The sequence below is a fragment of the Acinetobacter sp. TUM15064 genome (assembly GCF_008980265.1).
Taxonomy (GTDB): Bacteria; Pseudomonadota; Gammaproteobacteria; order Pseudomonadales; family Moraxellaceae; genus Acinetobacter.
Genome location: NZ_BKFU01000029.1, coordinates 24,060 through 39,381, shown reverse-complemented (window position 1 = coordinate 39,381; position 15,322 = coordinate 24,060). Strand labels below are relative to the sequence as shown.

The 15,322-nt window shown below is 42.4% G+C and carries 10 protein-coding genes; 6 read left to right on the top strand and 4 right to left on the bottom strand.

The window, feature by feature from the left end; translation table 11 throughout:
• Positions 1 to 159: 159 nt before the first annotated feature.
• From GBI16_RS10300 to adeR, 3 genes are read right to left on the bottom strand one after another with little or no spacing between them, the layout of a single operon-like run.
• Entirely contained in the window at positions 160 to 486 is a 327-nt protein-coding gene (locus GBI16_RS10300) for a GNAT family N-acetyltransferase (RefSeq protein ID WP_228267832.1), read from the bottom strand.
• A 48-nt stretch (positions 487 to 534) separates the two neighbouring features.
• A complete protein-coding gene (gene adeS, locus GBI16_RS10295; RefSeq protein WP_086208411.1) occupies positions 535 to 1,614 on the bottom strand; it encodes a two-component sensor histidine kinase AdeS in 1,080 nt (359 codons plus the stop codon).
• A gap of 57 nt (positions 1,615 to 1,671) precedes the next feature.
• Positions 1,672 to 2,406, bottom strand: a complete 735-nt coding sequence (gene adeR, locus GBI16_RS10290; RefSeq protein ID WP_086208412.1) for an efflux system response regulator transcription factor AdeR — start codon at positions 2,404 to 2,406, stop codon at positions 1,672 to 1,674.
• A 146-nt stretch (positions 2,407 to 2,552) separates the two neighbouring features.
• Here adeR and GBI16_RS10285 point away from each other — a divergent pair, with 146 nt between their 5' ends.
• The 3 genes from GBI16_RS10285 (at position 2,553) to adeC (ending at position 8,315) form a co-directional block, all read left to right on the top strand.
• Positions 2,553 to 3,722 carry an efflux RND transporter periplasmic adaptor subunit gene (locus GBI16_RS10285; RefSeq protein ID WP_086208413.1) on the top strand — a complete coding sequence of 390 codons (1,170 nt, stop codon included), beginning with the start codon at positions 2,553 to 2,555 and terminating at the stop codon, positions 3,720 to 3,722.
• Positions 3,722 to 6,832: an efflux RND transporter permease subunit gene (locus GBI16_RS10280; RefSeq protein WP_086208414.1), complete on the top strand. Its 3,111-nt coding sequence runs from the start codon at positions 3,722 to 3,724 to the stop codon at positions 6,830 to 6,832. Before GBI16_RS10285 ends, GBI16_RS10280 begins: the two co-directional genes overlap by 1 nt.
• 79 nt (positions 6,833 to 6,911) lie before the next feature.
• Positions 6,912 to 8,315, top strand: a complete 1,404-nt coding sequence (gene adeC, locus GBI16_RS10275; RefSeq protein WP_086208415.1) for an AdeC/AdeK/OprM family multidrug efflux complex outer membrane factor — start codon at positions 6,912 to 6,914, stop codon at positions 8,313 to 8,315.
• 215 nt (positions 8,316 to 8,530) lie between these two features.
• Here adeC and GBI16_RS10270 read toward each other — a convergent pair whose 3' ends face one another.
• A complete protein-coding gene (locus GBI16_RS10270; protein ID WP_086208416.1) occupies positions 8,531 to 11,485 on the bottom strand; it encodes a heavy metal translocating P-type ATPase in 2,955 nt (984 codons plus the stop codon).
• An 82-nt stretch (positions 11,486 to 11,567) separates the two neighbouring features.
• On the opposite strand from GBI16_RS10270, the gene GBI16_RS10265 reads away from it, so the two are divergent.
• The 3 genes from GBI16_RS10265 (at position 11,568) to lon (ending at position 15,204) form a co-directional block, all read left to right on the top strand.
• Positions 11,568 to 11,963: a MerR family transcriptional regulator gene (locus GBI16_RS10265; protein WP_086208417.1), complete on the top strand. Its 396-nt coding sequence runs from the start codon at positions 11,568 to 11,570 to the stop codon at positions 11,961 to 11,963.
• A gap of 72 nt (positions 11,964 to 12,035) precedes the next feature.
• Positions 12,036 to 12,626 (top strand): 5-formyltetrahydrofolate cyclo-ligase, encoded by a 591-nt coding sequence (locus GBI16_RS10260; RefSeq protein ID WP_086208418.1) that lies wholly within the window; start codon positions 12,036 to 12,038, stop codon positions 12,624 to 12,626.
• A gap of 148 nt (positions 12,627 to 12,774) precedes the next feature.
• Positions 12,775 to 15,204: an endopeptidase La gene (gene lon, locus GBI16_RS10255; protein ID WP_005399830.1), complete on the top strand. Its 2,430-nt coding sequence runs from the start codon at positions 12,775 to 12,777 to the stop codon at positions 15,202 to 15,204.
• Positions 15,205 to 15,322: the final 118 nt, after the last annotated feature.

Below are 15,322 nucleotides of genomic sequence, written 5' to 3'. Positions count from 1 at the left end.
AAATTTATACAGCATAATATTTTGATCTAAAAAGTAATTTATCAAAGCTCTTTTAAGGTTTAAGTTTTTCCATTTTGACATCACCATTTGCATAAAATTCAACAGTATTCCAACCTAAGTGCTTATAAAACTGATATGCCCGACTTTTTGAATCTGTTTCTAAGTAAATACGATTATATTTTGAAATAATAAGGCTTCTGCCTCTTTCATTAACTGTTTTCCAAAGCCATTCCCTTCATGATCGGGATGTACAAAACTTGCAAAAACCATCCCCGCTTTAAAATCAACTATTGAGAAACCAAGTACCATCCCTGCCTTTTCCACAACCCAAATACATGGTTCACTTTCCATCATCGCCAAAACTGAAATTGGGGTAATACCCATCTCTGTCAATTGCTCTAGGGAAAGGTGATTTTCTTTTACACTGATTCGGATATCAAAAATTGATTTGATATCATGTGGTGTGGCCAGTCTAATCAATTGCATATACTTCTCTAAATTTTATTTTCAATAAATACCATTAAGCTCAAACGCTTATTCTCGACTACTGCCAATGCCCATTTGAATGGTGAAAATACTTTTTGAGTTTAGGTTTTCATAATGCACTGTGCCCTTATGTGCAATCACAATGGCATTGACCACCGCAAGTCCAAGGCCAGTTCCACCAAACTCTTTATTGCGTGACTGTTCCAAGCGAAAGAACGGGTCGAATAAATGTTGTTGAAATTCTTCAGCAAGCCCTGGTCCATTATCAGCAACTTTTAGCTGCCACATTTTTCCATCAGTTCGAGATGAAATTGTTAACTTTCCTGCATTTGCATAACGAATAGCATTATCAATCAAAGCAATCAATATTTGTTCAATACGGCGTTGATCACAAAAAACAGGCGTTGTTTCCAAATCCAATACTGGTGTTAAATCTGCCTGTATCAAACGCTCTTCAAATATTTTCAATACCTTATCAACACTGTCTTGCAGATTAACCCATTCATAATTTAAACGTAGCTGTTGATTTTCAACCAAACTCAGCGTACGTAAGTCTTCCACCAAATGCGAAAGGCCTTCAACTTGGTTTAATAAACTCTTGATTAAGGCTGGATTGGGTTCAAAAACACCATCTACCATGCCTTGCAAACGTCCCTGTAAAATCGTGATGGGAGTTCGAAGTTCATGGGCAATTGCGGCATTCCAAACTTGCGCATTTTGTACAGAAACTTCAAGTTTATATGCCATATCATTAAAATGTTGTACCAACTCAGAAATTTCAATCGAGTGTCCTTGTGTATCTTCAGCCCTTGCGGACAAATCCCCCTGACTAATTTTCTTAGCAGCTTCGACCAAAAAATTGAGGGGCCGAATAAACCGCTGTGCGAGATACATCCCAATGATTAAAGAAATAACTGAGCCACAGAAAATCACGGTCGCCAACCAAATCCAATCAACAAAATGAAATTCATTCCAGTCTTCTTGCAATGCGCTTAAAGTAATCCAACCTGCATCAATCGCGTAGTCATAAATAAAGTACCCGAGAACAATAGAAAATAGCGTCACGCTTAAATTGACAATACTTAAGGCGATAAATAACTGTGTACTAATACCTGACTTATTTTTCATATTATTTTCTAGCCCTATTCCTTCGCATTCTCCACATCTTGCACGGTTTTACATTACTCATTGCAAGTCTTTTGGCTGATCTAATCGGTACCCGACCCCACGTACATTCATTAGTATCTGCTCAAGTCCTTGCTCTTCAAGTTTTTTTCTTAACTTACTCACATGACTGTCAACTGTACGTTCAAGCGCATCACTATCTGGCAAGCATTGGTTCATCAGCTCACTACGACTAAATACTTTATGTGGATGATCAATCATTAACAGAAGAATTTTATATTCCGTTAACGTCAGATTCAGTAAAATCTTTTTATTCTGTCGCTGTACATAGACACTACGAAGTTCTGTATTAATTTCAATATTTCTATACAACAAGCGCTTCTGCTGGGCTTGCATACTGTGCTGAGTTCTTCTTAAGACAGCTTGCACCCGTGCAACCACTTCATTTGGGTTAAAAGGTTTGACCACAAAGTCATCCGCGCCAATTCTGAGTGCCATCACTTTATCAATATCTTGATCAAGTGCCGTTAACATAATGACAGGCGTTTGTGCTTTTTGACGAATTTTACTTAGCACTTCCCAACCGTTTAACTCAGGCAACTTAATATCGAGCACAATTAAATCAATTACTTGTGCTGCATGTATTTCAATTGCTTGTTTGCCATTCATGGCACGAATCACATGCATCCCTTCACGTTTTAAATAGTGCTCGATAATATCGCCAATCTCATACTCATCTTCTACAACAAGAATCTGTTTGTCATGGCAATCAAAAGAAAATGAAGCTTCGAACATGAATACGTTATCGAATAATTTCAGTCAATCTCCATAATACGCCGATTTATCTGTGTATCTCCACACTTTTTCCACATTTCAGAGATCATCGTTACACACTTCTCAAAAATAATGACAACATCAAAAACTCCCAAGGCTTGGACAGTATGCAAAAGCATCTTTTACTTCCATTATTTTTATCTATCGGACTGATACTACAAGGGTGTGGCTCAGAGCAAGCAACTCAGGCAGAAGCTGCTCCTGCAAAAGTAAGCGTACTTAATATTCAACCGCAGTCGGTGAATTTTAGCGAGAACCTCCCTGCGCGTGTACAAGCCTTCCGTACTGCTGAAATACGTCCACAAGTCGGTGGCATTATTGAAAAGGTATTGTTTACTCAAGGCAGTGAAGTTAAAGCAGGACAAGCACTCTATAAAATTAATTCAGAAATCTTTCAAGCCGATGTGAATAGTAATCAGGCTTCACTCAATAAAGCAGAAGCTGAGGTTGCACGTTTAAAAGTTCAGCTAGCACGTTATGAACAATTACTGCCTAGCAATGCGATCAGTAAGCAAGAAGTCAGTAATGCTCAAGCTGAATACCGTCAGGCTTTGGCTGATGTTGCACAAATGAAAGCCTTGCTGACTCGTCAAAACCTGAATCTACAATATGCCACTGTACGCGCACCGATTTCGGGGCGTATTGGACAATCATTCGTGACTGAAGGTGCTTTGGTGAGTCAAGGTGATACAAATACCATGGCGACTGTTCAACAAATCGACAAAGTCTATGTCGATGTAAAGCAATCTATTAGCGAATATGAACGACTACAGGTCGCACTACAAAGTGGTGAGTTATCGGCAAATAATGAGAAGACAGTCCGAATTTCGAATAGTCATGGACAGCCTTATAAGGTCAGCGCAAAAATGCTGTTTGAAGACATCAATGTTGATCCTGAGACAGGTGATGTCACCATCCGCATCGAAGTGCAGAATCCTGAACGCAAACTCCTTCCGGGGATGTATGTTCGCGTGAATATCGACCGTGCTTCTGTTCCTCAAGCCTTGCTCGTCCCTGCTCAAGCGATTCAACGTAATATCAATGGTGATCCACAAGTCTATGTCATCAATGCTAAAGGTACGGCAGATATTCGCCCAATCGAATTGGGTCAGCAATATGAGCAGTACTACATTGCCAATAAGGGATTAAAAACAGGTGACAAAGTGGTCGTTGAAGGGGTTGAACGTATCCAAGCGAACCAAAAACTGCAACTCACGACTTGGAAAGTACCGTCATCGAACAATAGCACCTCACCTATGACTCAAGGAGCGAAATGATGATGTCACAATTTTTCATTCGCCGCCCTGTGTTTGCATGGGTGATTGCGATTTTCATTATCCTGTTTGGGCTACTCAGTATCCCCAAACTGCCGATTGCTCGCTTTCCAAGTGTCGCGCCACCTCAAGTCAACATTAGTGCGACTTATCCCGGCGCAACGGCAAAAACCATTAATGACAGTGTTGTGACCTTGATTGAAAGAGAATTATCTGGGGTTAAAAACCTGCTTTATTATAGTTCGACCACAGATACCTCAGGTACAGCGCAAATCTCAGCGACCTTTAAACCGGGTACTGATGTTGAAATGGCACAAGTCGATGTGCAAAACAAAATCAAAGCGGTTGAAGCACGTCTACCACAAGTTGTTCGTCAACAAGGCTTACAAGTCGAAGCATCTTCATCAGGTTTTTTGATGTTAGTCGGTATCAACTCACCGAATGGTCAATATTCTGAAGTTGATCTGAGTGATTATTTGGTTCGCAATGTGGTGGAAGAACTGAAACGTGTTGAAGGTGTGGGTAAAGTTCAATCCTTCGGTGCAGAAAAAGCCATGCGAATTTGGGTCGACCCCAATAAACTGGTGTCTTATGGCCTGTCAATTAGTGATGTGAATACAGCGATTCGCGAAAACAATGTTGAAATTGCACCCGGTCGTCTTGGAGATATGCCTGCTGAAAAAGGTCAATTGATCACTGTGCCCCTCTCTGCACAAGGACAATTGGGCAATGTTGAGCAATTTAGAAATATCAGCTTAAAAAGTAAAACCAATGGCAGTGTGATCAAGCTGTCTGATGTCGCCAAGGTTGAAATCGGCTCACAAGCCTATAACTTTGCAATTTTGGAAGATGGTAAACCTGCTACGGCTGCTGCAATCCAACTCAGTCCGGGCGCGAATGCCGTCAAAACGGCGGAGGGTGTTAAAGCCAAAATCGAAGAACTAAAGTTGAACTTACCAGAAGGGATGCAAATCAGTGTTCCTTATGACACTGCACCTTTCGTTAAAATTTCGATTGAGAAAGTGATTCATACCTTGCTTGAAGCCATGGTTCTGGTTTTCATTGTAATGTATCTGTTCTTGCATAATGTTCGTTATACCTTAATTCCTGCAATTGTCGCGCCAATTGCATTGCTAGGTACTTTTGCGGTCATGCTATTGGCAGGCTTTTCCATCAACGTACTAACCATGTTTGGTATGGTGCTTGCGATTGGGATCATCGTTGATGATGCAATTGTAGTGGTTGAAAACGTAGAACGAATCATGGCGACAGAAGGTTTGTCTCCTAAAGAAGCGACCTCTAAAGCGATGAAAGAGATTACCAGTCCAATTATCGGGATTACACTGGTACTGTCTGCGGTATTTTTGCCGATGGCATTTGCCAGTGGTTCAGTGGGGATTATCTATCAGCAATTTACATTAACCATGTCAGTGTCAATTCTGTTCTCCGCATTATTGGCTTTGATCTTAACCCCTGCTCTCTGCGCGACCATTCTAAAACCGATTGATGGTCATCATCAAAAGAAAGGTTTCTTTGCATGGTTTGATCGTAGCTTTGACAAAGTCAGCAAGAAATATGAAGTGATGCTACTCAAAGTCATCAAGCACAGTATTCCGATGATGGTGATCTTTGTGGTGATTACGGGCATTACCTTTGCAAGCATGAAATATTGGCCCACAGCATTTATGCCCGAAGAAGATCAAGGCTGGTTTCTCACCTCTTTCCAACTGCCATCGGATGCGACTACTGAACGTACTCGAAATGTGGTGAATGAGTTTGAAAGCAGTCTAAAAGATAATCCAAATGTGAAAAGTAACACTACTATTATGGGTTGGGGCTTTAGTGGTTCGGGACAAAACGTGGCAGTCGCGTTTACGACCCTTGCCGATTTTAAAGACCGCACATCGACAGCAACCGAAATGACCAATACCGTCAATGCAACCATGGCGAACAGTAAAGAAGGTGCAACCATGGCGGTACTTCCGCCTGCCATTGATGAATTGGGCACTTTTTCAGGTTTTAGTTTACGTTTACAAGATCGAGCCAACTTAGGTATGCCTGCGCTACTGGCTGCTCAAGACCAGTTAATGGCAATGGCTGCCAAGAATAAAAAATTCTATATGGTGTGGAATGAAGGTCTACCACAAGGTGACAACATTTCTTTAAAAATTGACCGTGAGAAACTTAATGTTTTAGGGGTGAAGTTCTCTGATGTCTCCGACATTATTTCGACCTCAATGGGATCTATGTATATCAACGACTTTCCGAATCAGGGTCGTATGCAACAAGTGATTGTTCAGGTTGATGCCAAATCACGGATGGAATTGAAAGATATTTTAAATCTCAAAGTAGCGGGTTCAAGCGGGCAACTAGTTTCTTTATCGGAAGTGGTTACACCACAATGGAGCAAAGCACCACAGCAATATAATCGCTATAACGGTCGCCCATCCTTGAGTATTGCAGGGATTCCAAACTTTGATACCTCATCTGGTGATGCGATGCGTGAAATGGAACAACTGATTGCCAAATTACCGAAAGGTATCGGCTATGAATGGACGGGTATTTCCTTACAGGAAAAACAGTCTGAATCACAAATGGCGTTCTTACTCGGTTTATCTATGCTGGTGGTCTTCCTTGTACTCGCTGCACTCTATGAAAGTTGGGCAATTCCACTGTCCGTCATGCTCGTCGTACCACTGGGTATTTTCGGTGCAATTGTGGCAATTATGTCCAGAGGTATGATGAATGATGTGTTCTTTAAAATTGGCTTGATTACCATCATCGGTTTATCTGCCAAGAATGCCATTTTGATTGTTGAATTTGCCAAGATGCTCAAGGACGAAGGCATGAGTTTAATTGAAGCCACTGTTGCGGCAGCAAAACTTCGTTTACGCCCGATTCTAATGACTTCACTTGCCTTTACTTGTGGTGTAATTCCATTGGTCATCGCATCAGGCGCAAGTTCAGAAACCCAACATGCCTTAGGCACAGGCGTATTTGGTGGCATGATCTCCGCCACCATTCTGGCGATTTTCTTTGTACCTGTCTTCTTTATCTTTGTCTTGGGTGCAGTTGAAAAGCTGTTTTCTTCGAAAGAAAAAAATCCATCTTAAATAGCATTGAACAGAGAAAATCAAACGATTTTCTCTGTTCTCTCCTCTGCATTCATCTTTATATTATTTGGAGAAGACCATGTCTAAAGTGACTGTCTTATCTCGTGGGCTACTCATCTCTACGCTTTCAATGACAATGACGGCGTGTATGAATATGCAAGCACCTCAGCCGATGATCAAATCAGATATTCCACAGAATTTTGCGCAGACAAACACAGGAATTTCGATTGCACATCAGGGCTATAAACAATTCTTTGTTGATACGCAATTATTACAAGTGATTGAAATCAGCTTAGATCACAATCGTGATTTACGTACAGCCACGTTGAATATTCAACGTGCACAGCAACAGTACCAAATCAGCAAAAATGATCAACTACCGACTATTGGTGCAAATGGTAGTGCGATTCGACAAGTCAACGCTTCTGTGAATCCCAATAACCCTTATTCAGCTTTCCAAGTCGGGCTTGGTATGACAGCCTATGAACTGGATTTTTGGGGACGTGTGAAAAGCTTAAAAGATGTGGCGTTGAATAATTACTTTGCCACGCAAAGCGCACAAGAAGCCACGCAGATCAGTTTAGTCAGCCAAGTCGCGCAAGCTTGGTTGGATTATGCCTATGCTCAAGCCAATTTAAACTTTGCTGAACAAACACTTAAAGTGCAACTTGATGCGTACAATCTGAACAAAAAACGTTTTGATGTGGGCATTGAAAGTGAAGTCCCTTTGCGTCAGGCGCAGATTTCCGTAGAGACTGCCACAAATGATGTGGCTGCGTATAAAACCCAAGTATTACAGGCACAGAATTTACTCAATCTATTGGCTGGGCAAGTTGTTCCTCAACACCTTCTTCCAAATCATGCCGTGAAAAGTATCAGTATGGAGACCAACTTTGCGACAGGTTTAAGTAGTGATTTACTCAATAATCGCCCTGATCTCAAAGCGGCTGAATACCAACTTAAAGCAGCAGGCGCAAATATTGGCGCAGCAAAAGCACGTATGTATCCAAACATTAGTCTGACAGGTTCTACAGGTTATGCCTCAACTGAACTGAAAGATTTATTTAAATCTGGCGGTTTTTCTTGGTCAGTTGGCCCAAGTATTGAACTTCCTATCTTCGATTGGGGGACGCGTAAAGCCAATATTAAGATTGCTGAAACAGAACAGAAAATTGCATTGGCAAATTATGAAAAAGCTATTCAATCTGCATTCCGTGAGGTCAATGATGCCTTGGCTGCACAGGCTCATATCGAAGAGCGTTTAAATGCGCAACGCCGTTTGGTTTCCGCGACCGATACCACCTACAAATTATCCACGGCTCGCTTTAGAGCAGGCATAGAGAGTTATTTAAGCGTGTTGGATGCTCAACGCTCTGCTTACGCAGCTCAACAAGGTCTACTCATGCTTGAACAAACCAAATTGAATACTCAAATCGAATTATACAAAGCTTTAGGCGGTGGATTATCTAGACCCATTTCTTAACTTTTCAATGATGAGAACTCAGTGCCTCATTCAAGAGAATTTTATTTATTCAATCAGCGCAAAATAAGAAAGGGTCTTCAACTTGAGAATTATCGCAGGGCTATCTATTAAAAGATTACTCCATTCTTAACTTCCACACGCCATAAAAAAGCGCCTTCTCAAAAGCGCTTTCTTATGGACTTTGGTTTAAATCAGATTTTCAAAAAGAGCATGTTTTATTTTGCTTTTTGCAGACGTAAAGCGTTCAAAACCACAGACAACGAACTCAGTGACATCGCCACCGCAGCAAACATCGGGGTGAGTAATAAACCTGTTAATGGGTAGAAAATTCCTGCTGCCACAGGTACACCCAAACCGTTATACACAAAGGAAAAAGCAAGGTTTTGTTTCATATTACGAACACCCAGTTTCGCCATATGTAGGGCATCGGCTGCTCCACGAATGTCACCTTTCACCAAAGTGACTTGCGCAGTTTGTTTCGCGATATCAGTTCCGTTCCCCATAGCAATCCCGACATTGGCTTGTGCTAAGGCTGGTGCATCATTAATCCCATCTCCCGCCATCGCCACAATTTTACCTTGGGCTTGATATTTCTTCACGATCTCCAGTTTTTCAGTTGGCGTACAGTTGCCATAGACTTGTTGAATACCCAATTCATTAGCCACCAACTGGGCATTTTGTTCGTGGTCACCTGTTGCCATGACCACTTCAATACCATCATCAATCAGCTGTTGAATGACTTGCTGAGCATTGGCCTTAATCGCATCGTGAATAGAAATATAAGCCAGCACTTCTTGGTTATTGCTTAAGAAACTGATCACGTTACCTGTCGCACGTTGCTGATTCAACTGGCTTTGCAAAGTATCATCTAAAGTAATGCCGAGTTGTTCTAGCAGCTTTTGGCTGCCAATATAGAGGGTTTGCTCGCCGATCTGCCCTTTGACACCAAACCCAGTCACATCTTCAAAGTCTGCTACTTTAAGCAATTGCTGTGCAGGGACAATTTGAGTCAGAGTTTGAGCAATCGGATGACTAGAATATTGCTCAATCGAGGCAATCCACTGTTCTACTTGAGTTTGTTCTACATTTGGACTGAGCAACTGAATTTCTTTAAGGCTTGGTTTACCTTCCGTCAGAGTCCCTGTTTTATCGACAATCAGCGTATTCACTTTACTTAACGCTTCAATCGCCTCTGCATCTTTAAACAGTACCCCTTTTTGTGCCGCGCGCCCTGTAGTGGCCATCACGGACATTGGCGTCGCTAAACCCAGCGCACATGGGCAAGCAATAATCAGTACCGCCACCGCACACATCAGTGCCAAGTCAAATTGTGCACCACCAAAGATCATCCAAGCAGCAAAGGTCAGCACACTAATCAATAGCACGATGATGACAAAGTACTTGGCAAATATATCGGCCAAACGCTGTAACGGCGCTTTTGAACGCTGTGCTTCTGCTACCGTTTGAATCATTTTCGCCAAAGTGGTATTCGCCCCGACCGCCGTGGTTTGAATACGAATACTGCCTTGTTGATTGACCGTACCACCGATCACCGTGTCATGCACTTGCTTTTTCACAGGTACAGGTTCGCCCGTCATCATGGCTTCATCGACATAGGTTTTGCCTTCCACCACCACACCATCTAGTGGAATCTGCTCACCTGAGGCAATTTGTAAAATATCGCCTTGTTTGACCATACCAATATCCACTTCAACCACTTGATCGTTTTGAACCAACTTGGCCGTGTTGACTTGCAGTTTCAGTAAGGCTTTGAGTGAGTCTGCGGTTTTTGCACGCGCTTTCAACTCCATGATTTGACCAAGCAAACTTAGAGACACGATCATACAGGCCGCTTCAAAGTACACTGCAACGCCGTGCCCAGTTTTGGCTTCCATTGGAATCACACTTGGGAAAATCGTTGCCACGACACTATAAATATAAGCTGCCAACACCCCGACACCAATAAGGCTCCACATATTGAGGTTGCGGGTTTTATACGAAGTCCAGCAACGTTCAATAAAGGGTTTACCCGCCCACAGCACCACAGGAGTCGCGAGGACTAGCTCAATCCACGGCTGAATATGCGGTGAAATGAAACTATGAATGTGCGAACCCATCGCCAGTACAAATACAATCAACGTCAGTGGTAAAGTCATCCAAAAGCGATGGCTAAAGTCCACCAACTCTGGGTTGGGTGCATCATCTAAAGTCGGTTGCATCGGCTCGAGTGCCATACCACAAATCGGACACGTCCCCGGTCCTTTTTGTACAATTTCAGGGTCCATCGGACAGGTATAGTCCATATCCGCAGCCCCTTCAGGCACAGGACGCTGATCTGGTGGAATCAGATAAAACTTAGGGTCAGCCTTAAACTTATCTAAGCAAGAAAGATTACAGAAATAATATGTCTGTTGCTGATAATCCGTTTTTAACTCTGTATTTGGGTCAACGGACATACCACAGACAGGATCAATAAATGCGGATGAACCAGATGGAGCATGATGTTCATGCTTTCCTGCACCGCAGCAACTACTTTTGGCTGGTTCTGCGTTAGGTTTAGGTGCACAACAACTGGCTTTGGTATCTGGTTCTGTTTGTGGCTTAGGCGCACAACAGGATGCTTTTTTCTCAACCACTTTCGGAGTCGTCCCACAACAATCTGAAGCTTTAACTACAGAATCTAAATGTTCAACCTTTACATAAGCCTCTGGATTGGCAATGAATTTTTGCTGACACTTTTCACTACAAAAATAATAATCCTGCCCCTGCCACTCGGTGTGCGGTTTGCTTAAATCCGTCACGGTCATACCACACACAGGGTCAATAAATGTGGTCTTCTCTGCATCTGACACAGGTTTGGATCCGCAACCACAGCCTTTGGAAATAACTACAGCACTACCCTCTTTCGCCTGAGATGAAGCATTGCTTAAATCTGTTTTCGGCTTACCGCAACAAGTGCTTGATTGTTTTTCTGAGCCTAAGTAAGCCTCTGGGTTAGTGGCAAATTTATTTAAACAGCCTGAGCAACAAAACAAATAACGAGCAGATTGATGCTCATACACATGTGGAGAATCTTCCGCCACTGTCATACCACAAACTGGGTCGATCCTTATCACCGTAGGCGCTAATTTATCTTTGGAACAGCAAGAAGTTTTGTGTTGCTCACTCATTCTGACTCACCTTTTATTTTTTGATTGTGTTAGCATAAAGTCTGTACCTAGGTACTGAGTCAAGCCTTTTGGAGATTATTTTATGCTCACTATCGGCAAACTGGCAAAACAGTGTCATGTTAATGTAGAAACGATTCGTTATTATCAACGCATTGGTCTGATGCGCATTCCTGAAACCACCCAAAGTTATCGCTACTACAGCCAGCAAGACATTGAAACTCTGGGCTTTATTCAAAAAGGTAAAGATGCGGGCTTACAGCTGAGTGAAATTCAAGATCTACTACATTTGCAACTGGATGACCGCGAAAAAGTCCGTCATGTGATTCAGCAACGTCTGGAAAAAATTGATCAACGGATTCAAGAGCTGAATGCTTTGAAACAACGGCTTTCAACTTGGGTGGATGAATGTAAAACCACGACAGATAGCTGTTGCCCTATTTTGCAAGAACTGAAAAAAGGTTCAACGATTGCACCATAAACAATTGCCGTCTTTTTTGACTTGGCGATCACTTTCACACTTATCTTTTCGATACTCAGGACTGCGTTCACCATGTCGATTGAACTTGCCCAACTCAGAAAACAGCTTCGCAAACAACGCAGACAAGTTTCCTCCTACCAACAGCAGCAGTCCGAACAGCAAATTTTACAGCGCTTAAAACGCGTGCCCGAATTCAAACAGGCCAAGCATGTCGGTATTTATCTACATGCTTTTGGGGAAATTCAGACCCGTAAAATCATTGAATATTGTTTTCATCAGAAAAAAGCAGTGTATTTACCAATGATTTGCAATATGAACCAGCGCTTGGTGTGGGTCAAAGTTTCACACAACCAATTTCAAAATAAACGCTTTTCCCACCATCCGTTAGGTATGCAAGAGCCTATGGCAACACGTGGGCAACACGTTTCACATTTAGACCTCCTGCTCATGCCCTTATTGGCTTGTGATCCTTATGGCACACGTATTGGCATGGGCGGTGGTTTTTACGATAAAACCTTGGCTTCTGCGCCCTATCACCGTCCGTTTCGCCTTGGTTTGGCCCATCACTTCCAGTTAGTGCCACAGCGCTTGATTCGAGAAACATGGGATCAGCCTTTAGATGGACTGCTGACCCCTCAACAACATTTACGCTTCAAGCGCTAAAATTGACATTTTTGACTGTTGAGAATACTTAAAAATCACATGTTTAGTCATTTTTTATACAATTTATTTTGACCTGCCCTTGTATTTTTTAAAATACCCATCACTATAAAAAACATGGCAACACCGTTGTCACTCATTAGGAGTGCCCATGTCTGAAATTATTATGAATCAAGAAACCTTAGAGCCTCAGGTTCCAAGTGTATTACCACTTTTAGCGTTACGTGATGTCGTGGTGTATCCACACATGCAAATCGCGCTATTTGTAGGTCGTGAAAAATCGATCAATGCAGTTGATGTGGCTCGTAACAGTGACAATCTAGTATTTGTAGTTGCTCAGAAAGATTCTCTTTCAGAAGAAATTGATCACGACAACTTATATCAATACGGTACTGTCGCGAAGATTGTGCAAGTTGTGAATCATGAAAATGATGAAAACTGTATAAAAGTATTAATTGAAGGCTTGCATCGTTCAAAGCTAGAAAAAATCATTGATGAAAATGATTATCTCACAGCAGAACATGCGCTTAGCCCAATGTCAGTCCACATTGACGAAACAACGCAAGAAACACGTGTACAAGAGTTACGTGCCCTGTTTGCTCAATACGCTGAAGCAAAACTACGTAATGCACGTGAACTGATTGCTGCAGCGAACAAGATTGACGATTTACTTCAATTGTTATTCTTCGTAGCGACCCGTGTTCCACTGAATATTGATGTGAAGCAAAAATTCCTCGAACACGATGAGTTTGAAGCCCATCTACAAGAACTGATGACATATTTATTGCAGCAATCTGAAGAACAACAGATTGAGCAAACTTTACATGACTCAGTGAAGCGCCAAATGGAGAAAAATCAACGCGAATACTTCCTCAATGAAAAGATGAAGGTGATTCAGCGTGAACTTTCTGACATGAATGGCGGTGCGGAAGATGACGTTGCTGAAATTGAAAAACGTCTTGCTGAAGCTGATTTGCCTGAACACGTGCGCAAAAAAGCTGAAAGCGAATTCCGTAAACTCAAAGCAATGCAACCTGCATCAAGTGAAGCGGCTGTGGTGCGCAATTATATCGAGGCTATCTTAGATACGCCTTGGAATAAAGCCAGCAAAGTCAGCATTAACTTAAGCAAAGCGCAAGAAATTTTAGATACCGATCATTACGGCTTAGATGACGTGAAAGATCGTATTGTGGAATATCTCGCGGTTCAATCGCGCGTGAAAAAACTCAAAGGCCCAATCCTTTGTTTGGTTGGCCCTCCAGGTGTAGGTAAAACTTCACTGGGTGAATCGGTTGCCAAAGCAACAGGTCGTGAGTTTGTCCGTATGGCACTCGGTGGCGTACGTGACGAAGCGGAAATCCGTGGTCACCGTCGTACTTATATCGGTGCGATGCCGGGTAAAATTGTGCAGTCTTTAACGAAAGTCGGCGTGAAAAACCCATTGTTCTTGCTCGACGAAATCGACAAGATGGCACAAGACTACCGTGGCGACCCTGCTTCTGCATTGCTTGAAGTACTCGATCCATCACAGAACAGCAAGTTCAACGATCACTACTTAGATCTTGATCTTGACCTGTCTGAAGTGATGTTCATTTGTACAGCCAACAGCATGAATATTCCAGAAGCTTTACTGGATCGTATGGAAGTGATTCGTCTACCGGGTTATACCGAAGATGAAAAAGTCAATATTGCTGAGCGTTACCTTGTTCCTAAAGCAATCAAGAACAATGGTCTACGTGCAAAAGAATTGACTGTTCATGAAGAAGCGATTCGTGACATCGTGCAACGTTATACACGTGAAGCTGGTGTGCGTAGCTTAGAGCGTGAAGTCTCTAAAATTGCTCGTAAAGTGGTAAAAGAAGCGGTCAGTAAAAAGGCGAAAAATCTGCAAGTCGACGTGACTTCGGCTAACCTTCCAGACTACTTAGGTCCACATAAGTTTGACTTTGGTATGGCGGAAGATGAAGCTCAAGTCGGTCGCGTCAACGGTTTAGCATGGACTTCTGTCGGTGGTGAGTTATTGACCATTGAGGTTGCAGCGGTCAAAGGTAAAGGCAAATTCATCACCACAGGTTCACTTGGTGACGTGATGAAAGAATCCATTACTGCTGCTATGACCGTGGTACGTACTCGTGCAGATGAACTCGGTATTGATGCATCTCGCTTTGATGAAACAGATGTACACGTTCACTTACCCGAAGGTGCAACACCCAAAGACGGCCCTTCTGCAGGTCTCGCGTTAACGACAGCATTGGTTTCTGCCTTCACTGGTATTCCAATTCGTCCTGATATCGCGATGACAGGTGAAACCAGTCTAGGGGGCCGTGCAATGCGTATTGGTGGCTTGAAAGAGAAGCTACTCGCAGCACACCGTGGTGGAATTAAGCTGGTCTTCATTCCTCAAGACAACGTCCGTGATTTATCTGAAATCCCTGACAATGTCAAAGAGGGTTTAGAGATTAAAGCAGTAAAATCAATTGATGAGATTTTACCGTTAGCATTAACATCTATGCCTGAACCATTGGTCAAGGCACCGATTGTGAAAGCAGTCGATGAAGGCAAAAAAGCTGCACGCCACTGATTCTGTATGATGAAAAGAGAGAGCTTCGGCTCTCTTTTTTTATTACAAATCAGCGTAGAGAACTCCACATACCGTCGTACATTGAGCAACTACAATAATTCAATCAAGGGATAGATGT